The sequence below is a fragment of the Rhizobium sp. CC-YZS058 genome (assembly GCF_034720595.1).
Classification (GTDB): Bacteria; Pseudomonadota; Alphaproteobacteria; order Rhizobiales; family Rhizobiaceae; genus Ferranicluibacter.
In genome coordinates, this window is the sequence record NZ_JAYESJ010000001.1 from 3627148 (window position 1) to 3646214 (window position 19067).

A 19067-nucleotide genomic window follows, 5' to 3' on the forward strand; every position below is an offset into this window, starting at 1 on the left:
TCGCGCCATGCTGCCCGGGAGGGGCCGGCGCTTGCATTCAAACGTGCCCGCAGGAGGAAAGACCCATGCACCATCCCGATCTGTTCAAGGACCGTCAGGTCGTCGTGACCGGCGCCGGCCGCGGCATCGGGCTGGAGGTCGCACGCCAATTTCTGGCCTGCGGCGCAGCCGTGCATCTGCATGGCGGGCGCGCCGAAAGTGCAGCGCTGCCGGATGATGTGCTGCTGGCGCTGGATTCGGGCCGCGCGACCATCTCCTATGCCGATTTCCTGCATCCGGACGGGATCGATGCCTTCCTGGCCGATGTCTCGGCCCGCTTCTCCAGCCTCGACGTTCTGGTCAACAATGCCGGCACCATGGTCGGCCGCTTCCCCGCCGATGCGCTGACCGATGAGCAGTATGAAACGGTGGTGGCGCTCAACCAGACCTCCGTCGTCGCGCTGACGCGAGGCATGATCCCGCTCCTTAAATCCGGGACGCAGGCGGCGATCGTCAACACCGTTTCGATCTCGGCGCTGACCGGCGGCAGCCCGGGATCGGCGATCTACTCCGCCACCAAGGCCTTTGTCTCCACCTATTCCAAGGCGCTTGCCCGCGAGCTGGCGCCGGCCGGCATCCGTGTCAATTGCGTCTCGCCGGGCACGATCACCACCGATTTCCACGAGCGCTACTCCTCGCCTGAGAAGCTGGAGGCAACCCGCAAGTCCATCCCGCTGCAGCGGCTCGGCACGGCCGAGGATTGCGCGCCGGCCTATCTCTTCCTCGCCTCCGGTTCGCTTTCCGGCTACATCACCGGCCAGGTGCTGGAGGTGAATGGCGGCCAGCTGATCTGCTGATGATCGACAAGCTCGAATTCTTCATCACGCTGGCGCATGAGCGCCATTTCGGCCGGGCGGCCGAGCAGTGCGGCATCACCCAGCCGACGCTGTCCGCCGCCCTTCGCCAGCTGGAGGATCAGCTGGGCGTGATGCTGGTCAATCGCGGGGCGCGCTACCAGGGGCTGACGCCGGAAGGGCAGCGCGTGCTGGAATGGGCGCGCCGCATCGTCGGCGATGCCCGCACAATGCGCGAGGAGATGCGCGCCGCCCGCAGCGGCCTGGTCGGCCACATCCGGCTTGCTGCCGTTCCGACTGCGCTGTCGCTCGTGCCGCGCATCACCGCGCCCTTTCAGGCCAAGCATCCGGGCGTCACCTTCTCCGTCCTGTCCACCACCTCGCTCAATCTGCTGGCGAGGCTCGAAAATCTCGAGATCGACGCCGGCATCACCTATCTCGACAACGAGCCGCTCGGCCGGGTCACCAGCGTGCCGCTGCAGGTGGAGCGCTACCACCTCGTCACGGCATCCGGTTCGCCGCTCAGCCGGCGGAACAGCATCACCTGGCGGGAGCTGGCACAGGTCCGGCTCTGCCTGCTGACGCCCGACATGCAGAACCGCCGCATCATCAACCGCCATTTCGAGGAGGCGGGGGTCAGTATTACCCCGACGCTCGAAAGCAATTCGATGATCGTGATCTTCTCCCATGTGCGCACCGGGCTCTGGTCCACCATCATGCCCTCGGCCATGGCGGAGGCCTTCGGCTTTCAGGAAGACGTCACGCTGATCCCGATCGGCGAGCCGGCGGGCGACCATGTGATCGGCCTCGTCGCCACCCATCGCGAGCCCTTCACGCCCCTTGTCTCGGCGCTCCTGCACGAGGCGCGCGCCCTCAGCGATCCTGGCCCCGGAGACAGATCGGAAGAGGTCTGATAGATTTTGTCTATCGGTCGATGGCCTGCACGGCCTTGATCGGCGCCGTCAATGCTGCAAGCCTGTCGCAAGGGTCTGCGCAAGAAGGGCGCCCCGCCTTCGTCGGGCGGTGAAGTGGGAGAACAGCCTTGAACCAACACCTCTCGAACCGGGAGATCGGGCCGCGCGTGCTGGCGATCGTGGCGGAGCATCAGGGGCTCGAGGGTCCGCTCTTGCCGATCCTCCACGGCGTTCAGAGCGTCTTCGGCCATATTCCGGACGAGGCTGTCCCGGTGATCGCCGGGGCGCTCAACCTTTCGCGCGCCGAGGTGCATGGCGTCGTTACCTTCTATCACGATTATCGCCATCATCCGGCCGGGCGCCACGTGCTGAAGCTCTGTCGCGCCGAGGCCTGCCAGTCGATGGGCGGGGATCGCCTTGCGGATCAGGCAAAGGCAGCGCTTGGCATCGATTTCCATGGCACGACGCCGGATGGCGCTGTGACGCTGGAGCCGGTCTTCTGTCTAGGCCTCTGTTCCACTGCGCCCGCCGCCATGCTGGACGGCGCGGTGCACGGGCGGCTGGATGCGCAGGCGCTCGAAACCCTTCTCGAGGAGGCCCGCCGATGAGCCTCGCCCTCTTCCTTCCCCGCGATGCCGCTGCCCTGGCTGTCGGCGCCGATCGCGTGGCGCGTGCGATCGAGGCCGAGGCCGCCGCACGGCAGCAGACGATCACCCTCACCCGCACCGGCTCGCGCGGCCTGCACTGGCTGGAGCCGATGCTGGAACTCGACACGCCGGCCGGGCGCCTTGCCTATGGCCCGGTCAAGGCCGGGGACGTGCCGGCGCTTCTGGCAGACCTTCTGGAAGGCCGGCAGGAACACCCTCTCTGTCTCGGCCTCACCGAGGAGATCCCCTTTCTCAAGAGCCAGACGCGGCTGACCTTCGCCCGCTGCGGCGTGATCGACCCGCTGTCGATCGACGACTACCGTGCCCATGGCGGCTTGAGGGGTCTCGAGGCGGCGCTGGCCACGGCGCCGGCGGCGATCGTCGATGCCGTTACCCAATCTGGCCTGCGCGGCCGCGGCGGCGCCGGCTTCCCAACCGGTATCAAGTGGAAGACGGTGCTCGATTGCACCGACCCGAAGAAATACATCGTCTGCAACGCCGACGAGGGTGACAGCGGCACCTTTGCCGATCGGATGATCATGGAAGGCGACCCCTTCGTGCTGATCGAAGGCATGGCGATCGCGGGCCTGGCAACGGGCGCAACCAAAGGCTTCGTTTACATCCGCTCGGAATATCCGCACGCCATCGCCACCATGGCTGCGGCGGTGGCCCGGGCGGAAGACGCCGGCCTGCTCGGTCCGTCGCTGCTGGGGTCGGGGCGCAGTTTTTCGATCGAAATCCGCGCCGGCGCCGGCGCCTATGTCTGCGGCGAGGAGACCGCGCTGCTCAATTCGCTCGAAGGAAAGCGCGGCACGGTGCGCGCCAAGCCGCCCCTGCCTGCGCACAAGGGCCTGTTCGGGAAACCGACCGTCATCAACAATGTCATCTCGCTCGCCTCCGTGCCGGTCATTCTCGACAAGGGCGCCGCCTTCTACCGTGATTTCGGCCTGGGACGCTCGCGCGGCACCATCCCGATCCAGATCGCCGGCAATGCGCGCTGTCCCGGCCTCTACGAAGTCGCCTTCGGGCTGACGCTCGGCCAGATCGTCGACGAGATCGCCGGCGGCACGGCCAGCGGACGTCCGGTCAAGGCGGTGCAGGTCGGCGGGCCGCTCGGCGCCTATTTCCCCCGCGCGCTCTTCGACACGCCGTTCGATTACGAATCCTTTGCCGCGGCCGGCGGCCTGATCGGCCATGCCGGCGTCACGATCTTCGACGACACCGCCGACATGCTCAAGCAGGCCCGCTTCGCCTTCGAATTCTGCGCCGTCGAAAGCTGCGGGAAATGCACCCCCTGCCGAATCGGCTCCACCCGCGGCGTCGAGGTGATGGACCGCATCGCTCAGGGCATCGAACCGGCAGCCAATACTGCGCTCGTCGAGGATCTCTGCAACACGATGAAATTCGGCTCGCTCTGCGCGCTCGGCGGCTTCACCCCCTACCCGGTTTTGAGCGCACTGACCCACTTCCCCGACGACTTCGGCAGCGCGACGGTGCGGGAGGCGGCAGAATGAGCAGATCGTCAGGCCGCGTCGCGCACCGAGACAACGATCTCCCGGCCGAGCGTTCGCAAGGCATCCTGGAGGGCGCCGATCTTCGAGGGATGGTCGGGATCGAGCAGGCGGCGCGCCTCATTCTCGCTCTTGCCCAGCCGTCGCGCCAGATCCGTCTTGCTGATGGCCGACGCGCGAAAGGCTTGGACGAGGGCGAGCTTGGCAGCCACGTCCGCCTCGACCGCGATCGGAACACCATCCCTCGCCTGCGATATCGGCAGCGCCTCGCCCGAAGCCAACACGCCGCGCAGCGCGAGCGACAGCGCCTCGCGCGCCTGCGCCAAGGCTTCGTCTCGCGTCTCGCCAGCGGTGATCGCCTGGGGCACATCGGCGAAGGTCACCAGGAAGCCGCCATCCGGGTCCGGCTTCAGCGTTGCATGATAGGTGAACTCCATCGTCCGTCTCCTTGCGACCGCATCGCCTCAGTCGAGCCCAAGCTGCTTTCTCACAAGCCGGCAGTAGCTGGGCGTCAGCTCTCCAGATTTGACGGTGCTCGACCGTTCACCCAGATGAACCCGATAATGCGAACCTTCCCCCGGTCGGTAAAGACGGTGAAGGGCAGTCCGCGCTCTTCGGCGGCCTTGCGCAATTCCCGGAGGAACTGGTCACGCTTCATCCCCCGGCTCCAGTATCCGACGATCAAGATTACGCACATTTTTGTGCGTCCTTCAAGTTTTTGCCCTGCCGCACCCCACGCATCTTCGGAGGCTCCTGATGCCCCTCGTTCCTGAAACCGACTACGGCACTCCCGCTTCACGGGCGAGCGCTGAGGTGACGCTGACGATCGATGGGCGGGCGGTGACGGTGCCGGAGGGGACCTCGATCATGCGGGCCTCCATGGAGGCCGGCATCCAGGTGCCGAAACTCTGCGCGACCGATATGGTCGATGCCTTCGGCTCCTGCCGGCTTTGTCTGGTCGAAATCGAAGGCCGGGCGGGAACGCCGGCCTCCTGCACAACGCCGGTGGCACCCGGCCTCGTCGTTCACACCCAGACATCGCGGCTGAAGGATATCCGCAAGGGGGTGATGGAGCTCTACATCTCCGACCATCCGCTCGACTGTCTGACCTGCGCGGCCAATGGCGACTGCGAGCTGCAGGACATGGCTGGCGCCGTGGGCCTGCGCGAGGTCCGCTATGGCATGGACGGCGACAACCACGTCAAGGCACGGAGCGGCGACGGCATCAATGCCAAATGGATGCCGAAGGACGAATCCAACCCCTATTTCACCTATGATCCGTCCAAATGCATCGTCTGTTCGCGCTGTGTGCGGGCCTGCGAGGAGGTGCAGGGCACCTTCGCGCTGACCATCGAAGGCCGTGGCTTCGACAGCCGGGTCTCCGCCGGCCAGCACGAAGCCTTCCTCTCCTCCGAATGCGTCTCCTGCGGCGCCTGCGTGCAGGCCTGCCCCACCGCGACGCTGACGGAGAAATCGGTGATCGCCATCGGCCAGCCCGAGCATTCCGTCGTCACCACCTGCGCCTATTGCGGGGTCGGCTGCTCCTTCAAGGCGGAAATGCGCGGCGAGGAGCTGGTGCGCATGGTGCCCTGGAAGGATGGCCAGGCAAACCGCGGCCATTCCTGCGTCAAGGGTCGCTTCGCCTATGGCTATTCCACCCATCGCGAGCGCATCCTCAACCCGATGATCCGCGACAAGGTCACCGATCCCTGGCGGGAGGTGAGCTGGGCGGAGGCGCTGGCGCACACCGCGGCCGAGTTCCGCCGCATCCAGTATCAATATGGCCGCGAGGCGATCGGCGGCATTACCTCCTCGCGCTGCACGAACGAGGAGACCTTTCTCGTGCAGAAGCTGATCCGCGCCGGCTTCGGCAACAACAATGTCGACACCTGCGCGCGCGTCTGCCATTCGCCGACCGGCTACGGCCTCGGCCAGGCCTTCGGCACCTCGGCCGGCACCCAGAATTTCGATTCGGTCGAAGAGACCGATGTGGTGATCCTGATCGGCGCCAACCCGACCGATGGCCATCCGGTCTTTGCCTCGCGGCTGAAGAAGCGGCTGAGACAGGGCGCCAAGCTGATCGTCATCGATCCGCGCCGGATCGACCTGGTGCGCTCGCCGCATATCGAGGCAGCCTTCCACCTGCCGCTGCTACCGGGCACCAATGTCGCGGTGGTCACCGCGCTCGCCCATGTGATCGTCACCGAGGGCCTGTTCGACGAGGCCTTTATCCGCGAACGCTGCGACTGGTCGGAATTCGAGGACTGGGCGGCCTTCGTGGCCGAGGAACGCCATAGCCCCGAGGCGATCGAGGCGCTGACCGGCGTTCCCGCCGAAACGCTGCGGGGTGCCGCCCGGCTGTTCGCCACCGGCGGCAATGGCGCGATCTATTACGGCCTCGGCGTTACCGAGCACAGCCAGGGCTCGACCACGGTGATGGCGATCGCCAATCTCGCCATGGCCACCGGCAATATCGGTCGGCCGGGCGTGGGTGTGAACCCGCTGCGGGGGCAGAACAATGTGCAGGGCTCCTGTGACATGGGCTCCTTCCCGCACGAGCTGCCCGGCTATCGCCATGTGTCCGACGACGCCACCCGCTCGGTCTTCGAAACGCTCTGGGGCGTGACGCTGTCCGACGAGCCGGGCCTGCGCATCCCCAACATGTTGGACGCCGCGGTCGACGGCACCTTCAAGGGGCTTTACATCCAGGGCGAGGACATCCTGCAATCCGACCCCGATACCCGCCATGTCGCGGCCGGCCTGGCCGCGATGGACTGCGTGGTGGTGCAGGACCTGTTCCTGAACGAGACCGCCAACTACGCCCATGTCTTCCTGCCGGGCTCGACCTTTTTGGAAAAGGACGGCACCTTCACCAATGCCGAGCGACGCATCAACCGCGTGCGCAAGGTGATGACGCCGCGCAATGGGCTGGCCGACTGGGAGGTGACCCAGAAGCTCGCCCAGGCCATGGGCCTCGACTGGCACTACGGCCACCCGTCCGAGATCATGGACGAGATCGCCGCCACCACGCCGAGCTTCGCCAAGGTCTCCTATGCCTATCTCGACCAGATCGGCTCGGTACAATGGCCCTGCAACGAGACGAAGCCGCTCGGCTCGCCGATCATGCATGTGGACGGCTTCGTGCGCGGCAAGGGCAAGTTCATCCGCACCGAATATGTGGCGACGGACGAGAAGACCGGGCCGCGCTTTCCGCTGCTGCTCACCACGGGGCGCATTCTCAGCCAGTATAATGTCGGCGCGCAGACGCGGCGCACGGAGAATGTCGTCTGGCATGAGGAGGACCGCCTGGAGATCCATCCGCACGATGCGGAGCTGCGCGGCATTCGTGATGGGGATTGGGTGCGGCTCGCCAGCCGCTCGGGCGAGACGACGCTGCGGGCGCTGATCACCGACCGCGTCGCGCCGGGCGTGGTCTACACGACCTTCCACCACCCGACGACGCAGGCCAATGTCATCACCACCGATTTCTCGGACTGGGCCACCAACTGTCCGGAGTACAAGGTGACGGCCGTGCAGGTCTCGCCCTCGAACGGCCCCTCCGACTGGCAGCGCGATTACGAGGACCAGGCGCGGCAGTCGCGCCGGATCGCGGCTAAGCTGGAGGCAGCGGAGTGAGCCGGCCGACGGCGCGCGCCGTTCCCGAACTTGCCCGGCGGATGGGTGCTTTGCGCCCCTCCAGCCGGCAGGTGCCGGAGGAGGTGCCGGTGGCGCTGAGCTATGGCGGCTCCACCCATGCGGTGATGATGGCGACGCCTGCCGATCTCACCGATTTCGCCATCGGTTTCAGCCTCACCGAAGGCATCATCGCGACGGCCGGCGAGATCGAGGAGATCGAGGTTCTGGACGCAGAGGAAGGCATCGACCTGCAGATCGCGCTCCGCGAAGACCGCAGCGCCGCGCTCGCTGCCCGCAGGCGGCACATGGCCGGCCCGGTCGGCTGTGGCCTGTGCGGCATCGAATCGCTCGAACAGGCGGTCCGGCGCGTGCCCTCCTGCGCCACCGCCCGGCTGCGGCTTTCCGCGGACGAGATCGCGGCGGCGGTGGAGGCGCTCGGGGAGAACCAGCCGCTGCATGCGCTGACCCGCGCCGTGCATGGCGCCGGTTTCTTCGTTCCCGGCGAAGGATTGATCGCCGTGCGCGAGGATGTCGGCCGGCACAATGCGCTGGACAAGCTGGCCGGCGCGGTTCTGGCGCTTGGGCGCGACGGCGCGCACGGCGCCGTGGTCGTCACTAGCCGCATCTCTGTTGAAATGGTGCAGAAGACGGCCATTCTGGGCAGTCCGATCCTGATTGCGATTTCCGCTCCGACGGCGCTTGCGATCCGCACGGCCGACGAGGCCGGCGTGACTCTGGTGGCGCTGGCCCGCGGCGCGGAGTTCGAAATCTTCACCCATTCCGACCGACTTCGCCTGGAGGCGCCGGATGCCGATGTCGCTTGAAAACCCGTCCGCCCATACGACGGAGGAAAAGCTGGTGCGCATGGCCAACCAGATCGCAACCTTCTTCGCCTCGCAGCCGGCGGAGATCCGCGTCGAAGGTGTGGCGACCCATATCAACAAATTCTGGGAGACCCGCATGCGGCGCGCCCTCTTCGCGCTCGCCGCATCAGGGGATGTGGGGCTCGACCCCCTGGTCATGGCCGCCCTGCCGCTGATCCGCCGTCCCGCCACCCAGGTGGACGGACAGGGGCAGACGCCGATCGGCACCGGCACGCGCCCTATCGCCGGCACCACCGGCGGCGAGGGACAGGCGGCCGGCGAATCGCTATCCGAACCGAGCATTCCCGAACAGCACTGAACGTTCGCCAGCCTGCCGGTCAGAGCGGCAGGCGAGGTGGCGCTCTCCTGCGGATCGGAAAGGCCGAGGCGGCGGGCTGCACCGAACGCGAGGCATGGAGGCCAGAAACCGTATGCCTGGGCGCTCACTTCATGCCGTGCGGCGAAAGATCGTCGGGAACCAGTCTTCCCGAAGCCGGTCGCCAGCGGTCATTCCATGGCCCGGGAAGGGCGGCGAAGTCCGCCCGGGGCGCTCCACATAGCGTGCATCATCGCCGACCAGACGCAGCGAGAAGGCGCGGCGGCGGGTTTCGCTGTTGTTCCCCCGTGCGCCATGCAGGGTGTCGTAGTGGAAGGCGACCGCGTCTCCAGGCTCCATCTCCCACTCCCGCACATCCATTCCCTGCGCGTCCGGATCGGGCACGGGTTGATATCTGTCGTCGTCCGCGTAGAAATTTTCCTCCGACAGCCAGCGGATCGGCAGCACCGGCTTGTCCCAGAGATGAGAGCCCGCCACGCAGCGCAGCGTCGCCTCCCGCACGGGATCGAGCGGGGACCAGAAGCTGACGGTCTGCCGCCCTTCGACGAAGTAGTAGGGGCCATCCTGATGCCAGGGCGTCGGCTTCGACGTCCCCGGTTCCTTGACCAGCACATGATCGTGGAACAGCTGGACCGTATCGGACCCCATCAGATCGGCCGCCACCTCGGCCACGGCCGACTGCCGGATTACCGTGTTGAACTCGTCGATGCGCTGCCAGTTGCAGTAATCGTCGAAGAAACGCCCGCCCTCGCCCGCCTTCAGGTTTTCTGCCGCATAGGGCCCAGGCTCGGCCATGTTGACCTCGACGCCGCGACGCAGCCGCTCGACCTCTTCCCGGAACAGGCCTTTGATGAAGACGACGCCGTCACGCTGGAAGGTGTCGATATGATCCTGTGTCAGGAGAGCGTGCATGGGGCGTCCTTTCAAGTGGAGGTCCTTGCAGCATGGCGGGTTCGATTATAAATTTCTAATACGGATTTTCGAAGGGAGTCATAGGCTGATGCTGCATGTGACCTTGCGGCAGCTGGAATATGTCGTGGCTGTCGCCAAGGCAGGCAGTCTCTCGGCGGCGGCGGCGGTGCTGAATGTCTCTCAACCCGCCCTGTCGGTGGCGATCGGCCAAGTGGAAAACCGGGTCGGCGAGGCGCTCTTCCAGCGCCGCAAGGGGATTGCCGTCACCCTGACCCCGTTCGGCCGGCTGTTCCTGCCGGAGGCGGAGACGCTGCTTGCCGATGCTGCCCGTCTGGATGCGCCGGGCATGCTTTCCCGCCGTCCGCAGGGTCATGTGCGGCTCGGCATTCTCGACGAACTCGCACCGAACTGGCTGGCACCGATCCTGCGCCGGCTGCGCCAAGCCTTTCCGCAAACCGAGATCAGCTGCCGCACGGTCTCCTTCGAAGCGCTGGCCGACAAGCTTCTCTCGGGCCAGATCGATCTGGGCCTGACCTATGATCTCGGCCTCGATGCCAGCTTTCGCCGGGAAGCGGTAGCCCGGGCGGCGCCCTACATCTGGGTCCCTCCCGACGATCCTCTGGCGGGCCGGAGCATGGCCATGCTGGCGGAGATTGCCGACCGGCCGTTGATCCTCTCCGACCAGGGCCTGTCGATCCGCCATATGCTGACCCTGTTCGCCGCCATCGGCCGGACACCGCGCATCTGCCACAGGGCAAGCTCGATCGAGCTTCTGCGCAGCCTGGCCGCCAATGGTGAAGGAACGGGGCTCAGCTACACGCGGCCTCTCGGCGGCATCACCAGCGACGGCCTGCCGATCTGCCGCGTGGTCATCGGCGACAGCCACGCGATCGAGCCGATCGTGCTCGCCTCGGCTGAGACCCAACCCGCGCCCTTGCCTGCAATCCGGGCGGAGATCTGCCACCTCGGCGCAGCCCGTGACCTGGCCGAGGTCGCCGGCGCCACGACCGAGACCGGATAGGACAAGGCGCGTGCCGCACCGCATGAGCCTGCGCGCCGGCAATCGCCCTAGCAGCGGATATCCACTAGGCTCCGTCCCTCGCGCCGCAGCGCGTCCAGCGAATCGACTCCGAGCAAGGCGAGGCTGGCAGAAATTTCGGCTGCGAAACCGTCCAGCAGGCGCTCCAGCCCTGCCTCGCCGCCAGCCGCCAATGCATAGGCATAAGCGCGGCCGAGCGCGCAGGCCGTGGCGCCGAGCGCAATCGCCTTGACCACGTCGGTTCCGCGCCGCACGCCCCCGTCGAGGATCAGATCGAAGCCGGCGGGCGGCGTCGGCATGCGCGCCAGCGTCGAGATCGTGGACGGGCAGCCATCGAGCTGCCGGCCGCCATGATTGGACAGAATGACCCCGTCCACGCCGCTCTCGATCGCGCGGCCGAGATCGTCCGCCCGCTGGATGCCCTTCAGGACGAACCAGCCGGGCCAGAGCGCGCGAAGCCGGGAGATCGTTTGCCAGCTCAGCTCCGGATCGATCTGCCGGGCGAGGAAGGCCGCCTGCGACAGGTAGCGCCGACCGGCCTCCGGCCAATCCTCCGCCAGTGCCATGCGCGCGGGATAGGCGCGCGCCATGGTGAGCAGCCAGCCTGGACGAGCGGCAAGGGCAAGACGCTGCGCGGGAGACAGCCGCTTCCGCTGACGCAAGCCGTTCCGGATATCGCGTTCGCGGATGCCGGAAACCGGCACGTCGACCGTCACGACCAGCGTGCTGAACCCGGCCGCGCGCATACGCTCCAGCATGGCGCGGGTTCGCCCGAAGTCTTTCAAGACGTAGAGCTGAAATGCAGCACCTGCCGGCAGTTCGGACGAAAGCCGCTCCGGCGGCGTGATGGTGAAGGACGACAGGCAGGCTTGAAGGCCGCGGCGCTTGGCAACGCGAAAGGCCATGAGCTCGGCTTGGGCGCGAAACATGCCGAGCGAGCCGATCGGACCCAGCATCAGCGGCAGGGAATGCCGCGCGCCGAGAAAATCCGTCTGCAGGGTCGCGGGGCGGGCCGGCTGCAGCACGCTCGGCAGGAACCGGATCTTGTCGAAATCGTCGATATTGTCCGCGGCAGTCCGCTCCGCGCCGGCCGCGCCGTCGAGATAGTCGAAAAACAGCTTCGGCAGCCGACGGCGCGCCGCCTGGCGGAAGTCCTCCGGCGCTGTCCAGCCGGCGATGGTCTTTCGAGACGGCATCGTCCTCTAACCACGCCGAGGCTTCGCGGCCACTGCCACCTGTGCCGCCGCCATCACAGGCCACCGGTCAGGAAGCGGGCCGCCGTGCCGAGAACGGCGGTGGTATCGTCCGGAGACCCGACGGTGATCCGCACGCCCTCCCCGTCAAAGCAGCGCACGGCGATCCGCTCGCGGTCGAGATACTCGGTGAAGGATGAAGCGCGGGCGCCGAGCGGCAGCCAGACGAAATTGGCCTGCGACTCCAGGACCGGAAAACCGAGTGTACGGAGCCCTTTCATCAGACGACCGCGCTCAGAAGCGTTGCGGGCGATGCGCGCCGCCACGACGTCGGGTCGGGCAAGGGCTGCCTTGGCCATGGCCAGAGCCATGCCAGACAGAGGAAACGGTGCCGCGACCGTTCGCAGAGCATCGATGATCGGCGCATTGGCCATGCAATAGCCGACCCGCGCGCCGGCAAGGCCCCAGACCTTCGAAAAGGTTCTGAGGATCGCCAGATTGGGATGGATGCTCAACCGCCGTTTCGGCGAGAACAGCGCCTCGGCCGGCGAACTGGCAAATTCGATATAGGCCTCGTCCAGCACGACCAGGAGGTGGGGCGGGATACGGGCGAGAAGGGCGTCGATCCGTTGCTCGGAAAGCGTCACCCCGGTCGGATTGTTGGGATTGCAAAGAAGAACGACGCGCGTTGACCCGCTGATCGCCTCGATCAGGCCGTCTTCATCCGGCTGGCCATCCGGCCCGAACGGCACCGTGACAAGCCGGACGCCGGAAATGCCGGCAAGGATCGGATAGGCTTCATAGGATCGCCAGAAGGACAGGATCTCGTCATCCGCATCGCAGAAGGCACGGATGAGTTGGTCGAGCAGCACGATCGACCCGGCGCCCACGGCGATATCGGTCTGCGAAAGGCCGAAGCGCAGGGACAGTGCCTCGATCAACGGCTCGCCATGCAGGTCCGGATAGCGGTGGACGGTCTGCGCCGCTTGAGCCGCCGGCCACTGCAGCCCGTCGTCGCAATCCGGCACCTCGTTCGACCCGAGCCGATGGGTCGCAATGGGGCTGACCACGGCCCGCCCGCGGCCGTAGCGAGGCACCGTTGTCAACCGCTCGCTCGGCCGAAGCTTCCCGATCATCACTCGGCTGAACCCCTCTGCCCTCACCTGCCCTTTGTCTAGGCAAAGCGAGCCTTTCCGAAAAGCCGGGGCGAGTCAAGCGGCAGGCAGCCGCCGGGTAGAAAGAATATTCGAACTTTCTTGTGGATTGGTCAAGTCACCGCGTGAGGCTGAGGCGCCCGGCCAGGCTGAAGCGGGATCCCGGGTGGAGAAGATGGGCGCTGGTGGCGACGAGCCCCCGCGACCAGGTGCGCCGGCGCATCATCAGCAGGCAGTCTTCCTCGCGCATGTCGAGGATGTCCCGCACGGCATCGTCCCCTCGCAGCGCCTGGATCACATGCTCGATCTCGTCCAGGGGACCGAGCGACATCAGATGCTGGTACGGCGTGATCGCGGTGAAATCCTGCTCCAGATAGCGCGGCGCGAACCGCGGATTGACGTAGCGGTCTTCGAGCTGCAGCGGCCGCCCGTTCTCCTTGTGCAGCAGCACGGAATGGAAGACGCTGGACCCGGGCTGAACGGCAAGTTCGGTCGCCAAAGCAAGGTCGCAATCGACGCGCTCCAGCGTCAGCACCTCGGTCGCGTGGCTGCCGCCCCGCTCTTCGATCTCATCCTGAATATTGCGTATTTCCATGAAGGTAGACTGTCGCTTACGCGGCGCGACGAAGGTCCCCGCACCGCGCCTGCGGACCAGCTTGCCCTCTGCCGCCAGATCGCGAAGCGCGGTGTGAACGGTCATCCGGGACGCGCCGAACTGCCGCGCCAGCAGCGTCTCTGTCGGTATCTGATCACCATCGGCCCATTCGCCGGTGTTGATCTTGTTCAGCACGAAATTCCGCACATTCTGACCAAGCCCAAAACCATCCACCAGATCCCGGTCTTCGATCTCGATGTCCATTCGGGGCATGTCCGCTCCATGTGTGTGGCCGATATGCGGAGCCGATGACGGCCGCCCTGGTGATCCGCTGGCCGTTCGAAGGCCAGCACATCTCTCGGCAAAGAGGCTCTTGTTATAGACAAACAGGACGAGGCTTCAAGCTAGAGTGCCGCCCGGCCCGTGCGCCGGACAGAAGCGCGTGTGGCGCATCCGGAGAGAATAGAAACTGACCACTGAACGGATCGGAAACTCAGAATTCTCTAATATGATGGCCTGCACCCTATTGACTATACAAAATTAGATAAATAGCGTTTGGCGGCGTCCTGACGTCCTTCATTTTTCGCCGCCGGCCGAGCGAGGTCGCATGCGGACGAACAGCCCGCGTCAGTGCAGAGCCACGCATTTCATCATCATCGTGTCCAGCAAGGAGATCGAAATGAAATCCCTCGCCATTGTTCTCTCGCTGTCGCTCAGCTTCGCCGCAGCTGCTGCGTCGATAGCGCATGCCGACGAATGTTTGGACAGGATCAAGCAGAAGGGCGTGCTTCTGTCCGGCAACGGCCTGATGGGCACCAAGCCTTTCGTCTGGAAGAACGAAGACGGCACCTATGGCGGCTTCGAATGGGATCTGTTCGTCGAGATGGGCAAGCGCATGGGCATCCCGAAGGTCGATTACGAGATCACCGAATGGACGACGCTCATTCCGGGCCTGCAGGCCGACCGCTGGGACGTGATCTTCTCGGCCATGTCCGCCACGCAGGAGCGCGTGCAGAGCGCGGGCATCGAGTTCAGCCACCCCTATTTCATGATGATCGACCTGATCATCGTCAAGAAGGACGGACCGATCAAGACGGTCGCGGACCTGAAGGGCAAGGTGCTCGGATCGACGCTCGGAACGACCGACTCGCTCAATGCCCATCAGCTGGTCGAAAAGGGCGTCGCAGGCAGCGTGCTCGACTTCAACACCTTCGGCGAACCCTTCGTGGCGCTTCGCAACGGCCAGGTGGACGCGGTCATCCTCGACCAGGGCACGCTCGCCGGCGAGCTCGAGACGCTCAAGGACCTGACCACCATCGGCGACCCGATCTACTACCAGGCAAAGCCGGAATGGGCGGAAGCGGAAGCCAAGGCCAGCTACATTCTCGGCGCGAGCGCAGTCGGCGTGAAGCGCGAATGCCCGGACCTTCTCGCAGCCGTCAACAAGGCGCTTGTCTCCATGGATGAGGACGGCACCCGCAAGAAGATTCTCGAAAAATACGGCATGTGGGCGGATTACCAGGTCAAGCTGACCAAGTAGGCCGGTTGGGGAAGAACCGGAATGTCCAACTTTTTTCTCGTGCTCATCCCGAAGCACTTCCCCTATTTGCTCGAAGGCGCCGTCGTCACGCTTCAGCTCTCGATCCTCAGCATGGCGCTCGGCATCGCCCTCGGCCTGGCGGTGGCGCTCGGGCGGCTGTCCGGCCGCTGGTGGCTGGATTGGCCGCTCCGGGCCTTCGTCGAAGTCTGGCGGGACGTGCCGCTGATCGTCCAGCTTCTGGTGATCTACTTCACGCTCCCGCATCTGGGACTGCGCCTGCCCGGCTTCTGGGCAGGCATTCTGGGCCTGAGCGTGAACATGGGCGCCTACCTGTCCGAGGTCTTTCGCGCCGCGATCCTCTCCATCGATGAGGGGCAGCGCGAGGCAGGCATCTCCATCGGCATGTCGAAGCCGATGATCTACAGCCGGGTCATCCTGCCGCAGGCCATGCGCATCGCCATTCCCACGGTCGGCGGCTACTTCATCTCGCTCCTCAAGGATTCCTCCCTCGTCTCCTTCATCGCCGTCAACGAGCTGCTGCGCCACGGCACGATCCTCATCAACAACACCTTCCAGAGCATGGAGATCTACATGATGGTCGCCATCATCTATTTCGCCATGAGCTTCGTCGCAGCGCGTCTCGTTGTGGCCGTTGAGCGGACCCTGACGCCGAAGCACCGGCGCAGCCCTCTCCCGCTCCGGATCTGGCCCAGCATCCGGCCGGGGACCCAGGCATGACGCGCAAGGCGATCATCGAGGTCGAAGGCCTGGCGAAATCCTTCGGGCCGCACCGCGTGCTCACTTCGGTGAACCTGACCGTGCAGCAGGGCGATGTGACATTCCTCATCGGTCCGAGCGGCAACGGCAAGTCCACCCTGCTGCGCTGCCTGAATTTCCTCACCCCGCCCGATGCCGGCCGCATCGTCTTCGATGGCGATACGCTGTGCACCGATGGCGACCACCGCTTCTGGACGGCGCCCGAGCGGGCGCTGCGCCGGGCGCGCAGCGAAATGCCCATGGTGTTCCAGCATTTCAACCTCTTCGCCCACCGCACCGTGCTGCAGAACGTGATCGAGGCGCCGATCCATGTGCAGAAGCGGCCGAAGAAGGAGGCGACCGACCAGGCGCTCGAAACCCTGGCGCAGGTGGGCCTCGCCGACAAGCGCGATCATTATCCCGACCAACTCTCCGGCGGGCAGAAACAGCGGGTGGCGATCGCCCGCGCGCTGGCGATGAACCCTAAGCTGATCCTGTTCGACGAGCCGACCTCGGCGCTCGATCCGGAACTGGTCACCGACGTGCTGGAAACGATCCGCAGCCTGGCCGAGCGCGGCATGACGCTGATCATCGTCAGCCACGAAATGTCCTTCGCGCGGCGGCTGGCAAGCCGCATCCACTTCATCTGCGACGGAACGATCCTTGAGTCCGGCACGCCCGAGCAGATCTTCGAAGCCCCGACCTCCGAGCGCCTCGCAAGCTTTATCCGCTCGATCCGCGCCTGACGGGGCAGACCCCTTTCCCTCGCAGTCCAACCGGCCCATGACGAAAGACGGCGCGACCTTGCGGCGCGCCGTCTTTCGTTTCCCATTTCGCCGCGACGGCCTCAGTTGTAGCCGAGCAGGGCCGGAGCGATGGTGGTGTTGAGGAAGAGCTGCAGGAAATAGAGGATGACCAGGACCACCAGCGGCGACAGGTCCACCCCACCCATATCCGGCAGGATGCGGCGGATCGGGCGGTAGAGCGGCTCGGTCAGCTGGTAGAGCGAGCGGCCGATCATGTTGATCGCCTGATTGTTGGTGTTGATCACGTTGAAGGCATAGAGCCAGGAAAAGATCGCCGAGGCGATGATCAGAAACCACGCAATATTGATGATAAAATTCAGCGTGCCGATTACAGCCAGCATACGGGATCTCCAGTTCGGTGTTGACAGACATGTAGCTATTGGCGACGAAGGCGGCAAGGGCGGCGCACCGCACGGTGCCGCCGGAGGAGACGGGGTGGTTAACCCGTTCATGAACCGCAGTCTTCCCGCCAGCCGAGCCGGCCTGAATCGCCGCGCACGGCTGCTGTCGTGAAGGACCGAAATCAGGGCGCAGCGCAGCCCGGAAAGACCAAGAGACAATGTCCGTCGCATCCTCCGGTGACCGCTTCGCCGCCTTCCGGCATGTGGGTTACCGGCGCTACTTCTTCGCACGCTTCCTGGCCTATTTCGCCATCCAGATCATCAGCGTCGCCGTCGGTTGGCAGATCTATGATCTGACGCGCGATCCGTTCGATCTCGGCCTGATCGGCCTGTTCCAGTTTCTCCCGTCGCTGCTGCTGATCCTCGTCACCGGCTCGGTCGCCGATCGCTACAACAGGCGGATGATCATGGCGGTCTGCATGCTGGTCAGCACGCTTTGTGCTGCAGCCCTCCTCCTGCTCACCCTCACCGGCCAGTTCGCCCTCGTCCCGGTCTATGCGATCCTGGTGGTCTTCGGCATCGAGCGCGCCTTTCTGGCTCCGGCCTCGCAGTCGCTGGCGCCCAATCTCGTGCCGGCGCATGATCTCGCCAATGCGATCGCCTGGAACTCGACCTCCTGGCAGACGGCGATGATCGTCGGCCCGGTCGCGGGCGGGCTCATCTATGCGCTCGGCCCGGCGGTGCCCTATACGGTGGCGCTCCTCTTCTTCTCGGCCAGCGTCCTGATGACCTTTGCCATTCCGAAGCCCGAGCAGAAGACCGCGCACAGCGCCCAGAGCTGGCAGACCATCACCGCCGGCTTCTCCTATATCCGCGCCGAGAAGGTGGTGCTGGGGGCGATCTCGCTCGATCTGTTCGCCGTTCTCCTCGGCGGCGCGGTGGCGCTGATGCCGGTCTTCGCCCGCGATATCCTCGATCTCGGACCCTGGGGTCTTGGCATGCTGCGCGCGGCGCCCGGCATCGGCGCGGTCGCCATGGCGGTCTGGCTTGCTGCCCATCCGATCCGCCACCGGGCCGGCGTGCTGATGTTTATCGGCGTGGCGCTGTTCGGGCTCGGAACGATCATCTTCGGCCTCTCGGCCACGCCCTGGCTCTCCATCGCCGCTCTCATTCTCATGGGCGCGTCGGACATGATCTCCGTCTATGTGCGCGAAACGCTGATCACGCTCTGGACGCCGGATGCGCTGCGTGGCCGGGTCAATGCGGTCAACATGGTGTTCGTGGGTGCGTCGAACGAGCTCGGCGAGTTTCGGGCGGGCATGATGGCATCGGGCCTTGGCGCTGTTCCGGCCGTCGTCATTGGCGGAGTGGGCACGCTGCTCGTCTCGCTCGCTTGGGCAGTCGGCTTCCCGCAGCTGCGCCGGATCGACACGCTGGATGTGCCCGAGGGCAAACACTAAGGGACGGTTTGCCGGCGCAGGCAGTCCAGGCTTCAGCCTTCCGGATGCGGCACCGGGTCGTGGAGATGGGCTTCCACCTCCTGCCGCTTCATGATCCGGTCCCGGCCGGACACGCCCAGGAGATCGGCGATGCGCCAGATCACGTGATCTTCCATCTCGTTGCGCTCGCCGTCGACATAGACGATCTCCCACAGCATGCCGACGAGATCGATCCGCTCGTCCTCCGAGAAGTGGCGCTTGATCTCGTTGGTGAAGCGGAAGAAATCGATCGCCTCGCTTTCCGCCGTCTCGCCCGCGGCGATCAGCGCCTGCAGGGAGGCGTCGTCGAGCCCGTAATGGGCCTTGATCATTGCGCTCGCCTTTGCCTTCTCCGCCGCATCCGCATGGCCGTCCGCCTCCATCACCTGAATGCAGAGCGCCATGATGGCGATGCGCGGATCGCCCTCCGCGATCAAGGGCGGCCGGTCTTCGGTAAGGCTGTCGATGAAGCTGCGGATCCGGTCGAACATGGGGTCCTTCACATGAGGCAA

At 65.7% G+C, this 19067-nt stretch carries 20 protein-coding genes; 12 read left to right on the forward strand and 8 right to left on the reverse strand.

The window, feature by feature from the left end; translation table 11 throughout:
- Positions 1-65: 65 nt before the first annotated feature.
- The 4 genes from U8330_RS17340 to U8330_RS17355 all read left to right on the forward strand — a co-directional run bounded on the left by U8330_RS17340 (position 66) and on the right by U8330_RS17355 (position 3908).
- Positions 66-836, forward strand: a complete 771-nt coding sequence (locus U8330_RS17340) for an SDR family oxidoreductase (RefSeq protein WP_323106488.1) — start codon at positions 66-68, stop codon at positions 834-836.
- Complete coding sequence (locus U8330_RS17345) at positions 836-1747, forward strand: LysR family transcriptional regulator (protein ID WP_323106489.1); 912 nt, start codon at positions 836-838, stop codon at positions 1745-1747. Before U8330_RS17340 ends, U8330_RS17345 begins: the two co-directional genes overlap by 1 nt.
- A 128-nt stretch (positions 1748-1875) precedes the next feature.
- The gene (locus tag U8330_RS17350) at positions 1876-2355 is read left to right on the forward strand and encodes a formate dehydrogenase subunit gamma (RefSeq protein ID WP_323106490.1); all 480 of its coding nucleotides are present in this window, start codon (positions 1876-1878) and stop codon (positions 2353-2355) included.
- On the forward strand, positions 2352-3908 hold the full coding sequence (locus U8330_RS17355; protein ID WP_323106491.1) for an NADH-quinone oxidoreductase subunit NuoF: 1557 nt from the start codon (positions 2352-2354) through the stop codon (positions 3906-3908). The genes U8330_RS17350 and U8330_RS17355 overlap by 4 nt, the downstream gene beginning before the upstream one ends.
- An 8-nt stretch (positions 3909-3916) precedes the next feature.
- Here the strand turns inward: U8330_RS17355 and U8330_RS17360 are convergent, their stop codons facing one another.
- The gene (locus U8330_RS17360; protein ID WP_323106492.1) at positions 3917-4342 is read right to left on the reverse strand and encodes a type II toxin-antitoxin system HicB family antitoxin; all 426 of its coding nucleotides are present in this window, start codon (positions 4340-4342) and stop codon (positions 3917-3919) included.
- Between the two features lie 74 nt (positions 4343-4416).
- The gene (locus U8330_RS17365; RefSeq protein WP_323106493.1) at positions 4417-4563 is read right to left on the reverse strand and encodes a hypothetical protein; all 147 of its coding nucleotides are present in this window, start codon (positions 4561-4563) and stop codon (positions 4417-4419) included.
- A gap of 98 nt (positions 4564-4661) precedes the next feature.
- Here U8330_RS17365 and fdhF point away from each other — a divergent pair, with 98 nt between their 5' ends.
- Genes fdhF through U8330_RS17380 form a run of 3 tightly spaced genes read left to right on the forward strand, consistent with a single transcriptional unit; the run spans position 4662 to position 8723 of the window.
- The gene (fdhF, locus tag U8330_RS17370) at positions 4662-7541 is read left to right on the forward strand and encodes a formate dehydrogenase subunit alpha (protein ID WP_323106494.1); all 2880 of its coding nucleotides are present in this window, start codon (positions 4662-4664) and stop codon (positions 7539-7541) included.
- Between the two features lie 41 nt (positions 7542-7582).
- Entirely contained in the window at positions 7583-8365 is a 783-nt protein-coding gene (gene fdhD, locus U8330_RS17375) for a formate dehydrogenase accessory sulfurtransferase FdhD (RefSeq protein ID WP_323107339.1), read from the forward strand.
- Positions 8355-8723: a formate dehydrogenase subunit delta gene (locus tag U8330_RS17380; protein ID WP_416236935.1), complete on the forward strand. Its 369-nt coding sequence runs from the start codon at positions 8355-8357 to the stop codon at positions 8721-8723. The genes fdhD and U8330_RS17380 overlap by 11 nt, the downstream gene beginning before the upstream one ends.
- A 129-nt stretch (positions 8724-8852) precedes the next feature.
- On the opposite strand, the gene U8330_RS17385 is transcribed toward U8330_RS17380, so the two are convergent.
- Positions 8853-9653, reverse strand: coding sequence for a phytanoyl-CoA dioxygenase family protein (locus U8330_RS17385; protein WP_323106496.1), 801 nt, complete (start codon positions 9651-9653; stop codon positions 8853-8855).
- Between the two features lie 88 nt (positions 9654-9741).
- On the opposite strand from U8330_RS17385, the gene U8330_RS17390 reads away from it, so the two are divergent.
- A complete protein-coding gene (locus U8330_RS17390; protein ID WP_323106497.1) occupies positions 9742-10674 on the forward strand; it encodes a LysR family transcriptional regulator in 933 nt (310 codons plus the stop codon).
- Between the two features lie 47 nt (positions 10675-10721).
- On the opposite strand, the gene U8330_RS17395 is transcribed toward U8330_RS17390, so the two are convergent.
- The 3 genes from U8330_RS17395 to hutC all read right to left on the reverse strand — a co-directional run bounded on the left by U8330_RS17395 (position 10722) and on the right by hutC (position 13907).
- Positions 10722-11888: an alpha-hydroxy acid oxidase gene (locus U8330_RS17395; protein WP_323106498.1), complete on the reverse strand. Its 1167-nt coding sequence runs from the start codon at positions 11886-11888 to the stop codon at positions 10722-10724.
- A gap of 53 nt (positions 11889-11941) precedes the next feature.
- Positions 11942-13021 (reverse strand): aminotransferase class I/II-fold pyridoxal phosphate-dependent enzyme, encoded by a 1080-nt coding sequence (locus U8330_RS17400; RefSeq protein WP_323106499.1) that lies wholly within the window; start codon positions 13019-13021, stop codon positions 11942-11944.
- Positions 13022-13157: 136 nt separating this feature from the next.
- Positions 13158-13907 (reverse strand): histidine utilization repressor, encoded by a 750-nt coding sequence (gene hutC, locus U8330_RS17405; protein WP_323106500.1) that lies wholly within the window; start codon positions 13905-13907, stop codon positions 13158-13160.
- A gap of 406 nt (positions 13908-14313) precedes the next feature.
- Here hutC and U8330_RS17410 point away from each other — a divergent pair, with 406 nt between their 5' ends.
- Genes U8330_RS17410 through U8330_RS17420 form a run of 3 tightly spaced genes read left to right on the forward strand, consistent with a single transcriptional unit; the run spans position 14314 to position 16676 of the window.
- Positions 14314-15174, forward strand: a complete 861-nt coding sequence (locus tag U8330_RS17410; RefSeq protein WP_323106501.1) for a transporter substrate-binding domain-containing protein — start codon at positions 14314-14316, stop codon at positions 15172-15174.
- 21 nt (positions 15175-15195) lie between these two features.
- On the forward strand, positions 15196-15912 hold the full coding sequence (locus U8330_RS17415) for an amino acid ABC transporter permease (protein ID WP_323106502.1): 717 nt from the start codon (positions 15196-15198) through the stop codon (positions 15910-15912).
- Complete coding sequence (locus U8330_RS17420; protein ID WP_323106503.1) at positions 15909-16676, forward strand: amino acid ABC transporter ATP-binding protein; 768 nt, start codon at positions 15909-15911, stop codon at positions 16674-16676. The genes U8330_RS17415 and U8330_RS17420 overlap by 4 nt, the downstream gene beginning before the upstream one ends.
- Positions 16677-16777: 101 nt before the next feature.
- Here U8330_RS17420 and U8330_RS17425 read toward each other — a convergent pair whose 3' ends face one another.
- Positions 16778-17077: a YggT family protein gene (locus tag U8330_RS17425; RefSeq protein WP_323106504.1), complete on the reverse strand. Its 300-nt coding sequence runs from the start codon at positions 17075-17077 to the stop codon at positions 16778-16780.
- 218 nt (positions 17078-17295) lie between these two features.
- On the opposite strand from U8330_RS17425, the gene U8330_RS17430 reads away from it, so the two are divergent.
- On the forward strand, positions 17296-18537 hold the full coding sequence (locus U8330_RS17430; RefSeq protein ID WP_323106506.1) for an MFS transporter: 1242 nt from the start codon (positions 17296-17298) through the stop codon (positions 18535-18537).
- A gap of 32 nt (positions 18538-18569) precedes the next feature.
- On the opposite strand, the gene U8330_RS17435 is transcribed toward U8330_RS17430, so the two are convergent.
- Positions 18570-19046 (reverse strand): TerB family tellurite resistance protein, encoded by a 477-nt coding sequence (locus U8330_RS17435; protein ID WP_323106507.1) that lies wholly within the window; start codon positions 19044-19046, stop codon positions 18570-18572.
- Positions 19047-19067: the final 21 nt, after the last annotated feature.

Coding starts and splice junctions, on each gene's coding strand:
- U8330_RS17340 (WP_323106488.1), top strand. CDS start 66: ATGCACCATCCCGATCTGTTCAAGGACCGTCAGGTCGTCGTGACCGGC.
- U8330_RS17345 (WP_323106489.1), top strand. CDS start 836: ATGATCGACAAGCTCGAATTCTTCATCACGCTGGCGCATGAGCGCCAT.
- U8330_RS17355 (WP_323106491.1), top strand. CDS start 2,352: ATGAGCCTCGCCCTCTTCCTTCCCCGCGATGCCGCTGCCCTGGCTGTC.
- U8330_RS17360 (WP_323106492.1), bottom strand. CDS start 4,342: ATGGAGTTCACCTATCATGCAACGCTGAAGCCGGACCCGGATGGCGGC.
- U8330_RS17365 (WP_323106493.1), bottom strand. CDS start 4,563: ATGAAGCGTGACCAGTTCCTCCGGGAATTGCGCAAGGCCGCCGAAGAG.
- fdhF (WP_323106494.1), top strand. CDS start 4,662: ATGCCCCTCGTTCCTGAAACCGACTACGGCACTCCCGCTTCACGGGCG.
- fdhD (WP_323107339.1), top strand. CDS start 7,583: ATGGGTGCTTTGCGCCCCTCCAGCCGGCAGGTGCCGGAGGAGGTGCCG.
- U8330_RS17380 (WP_416236935.1), top strand. CDS start 8,355: ATGTCGCTTGAAAACCCGTCCGCCCATACGACGGAGGAAAAGCTGGTG.
- U8330_RS17385 (WP_323106496.1), bottom strand. CDS start 9,653: ATGCACGCTCTCCTGACACAGGATCATATCGACACCTTCCAGCGTGAC.
- U8330_RS17390 (WP_323106497.1), top strand. CDS start 9,742: ATGCTGCATGTGACCTTGCGGCAGCTGGAATATGTCGTGGCTGTCGCC.
- U8330_RS17395 (WP_323106498.1), bottom strand. CDS start 11,888: ATGCCGTCTCGAAAGACCATCGCCGGCTGGACAGCGCCGGAGGACTTC.
- U8330_RS17400 (WP_323106499.1), bottom strand. CDS start 13,021: ATGATCGGGAAGCTTCGGCCGAGCGAGCGGTTGACAACGGTGCCTCGC.
- hutC (WP_323106500.1), bottom strand. CDS start 13,907: ATGCCCCGAATGGACATCGAGATCGAAGACCGGGATCTGGTGGATGGT.
- U8330_RS17410 (WP_323106501.1), top strand. CDS start 14,314: ATGAAATCCCTCGCCATTGTTCTCTCGCTGTCGCTCAGCTTCGCCGCA.
- U8330_RS17415 (WP_323106502.1), top strand. CDS start 15,196: ATGTCCAACTTTTTTCTCGTGCTCATCCCGAAGCACTTCCCCTATTTG.
- U8330_RS17420 (WP_323106503.1), top strand. CDS start 15,909: ATGACGCGCAAGGCGATCATCGAGGTCGAAGGCCTGGCGAAATCCTTC.
- U8330_RS17425 (WP_323106504.1), bottom strand. CDS start 17,077: ATGCTGGCTGTAATCGGCACGCTGAATTTTATCATCAATATTGCGTGG.
- U8330_RS17430 (WP_323106506.1), top strand. CDS start 17,296: ATGTCCGTCGCATCCTCCGGTGACCGCTTCGCCGCCTTCCGGCATGTG.
- U8330_RS17435 (WP_323106507.1), bottom strand. CDS start 19,046: ATGTTCGACCGGATCCGCAGCTTCATCGACAGCCTTACCGAAGACCGG.